This window comes from Nocardioides malaquae (assembly GCF_015070385.1).
GTDB classification, from domain to species: Bacteria; Actinomycetota; Actinomycetes; order Propionibacteriales; family Nocardioidaceae; genus Nocardioides; species Nocardioides malaquae.
The window spans coordinates 1-259 of the sequence record NZ_JADCSA010000629.1; the positions used below are offsets into that span (position 1 = coordinate 1).

The 259-nt window shown below is 34.7% G+C and carries 1 protein-coding gene; it reads right to left on the minus strand.

Going from position 1 to position 259, the window contains the following annotated elements; all coding sequences use genetic code 11:
- On the minus strand, nucleotides 1–236 hold a 236-nt coding region (locus IEQ44_RS18690), incomplete at its 3' end, for a magnesium and cobalt transport protein CorA (protein ID WP_498371232.1).
- Nucleotides 237–259 lie beyond the last annotated feature (23 nt).

Here is a 259-nt window from a genome sequence, read left to right on the forward strand (position 1 = left end):
TCCATACCACCTTCTACAATATAGTCTCTAGCTTTATTCATCTCAAGAAATTCATCAAGTATTTCTTCTCTCTGTTCTGAACTAACTGAAGTAATGTTAGCTATCTCATAAGTTATCTTTTGTATCTCACTCTCTGGTAGTTTCTTTATTATTCCTGCAGAAGCTTCAGGACCAAGAGTGATAAAAAGTATAGCTGCTTTTTGTATTCCAGTTAATTTTGTACCTTCTCTTGGCATTATTATCCCCTCTCATTCTCTGC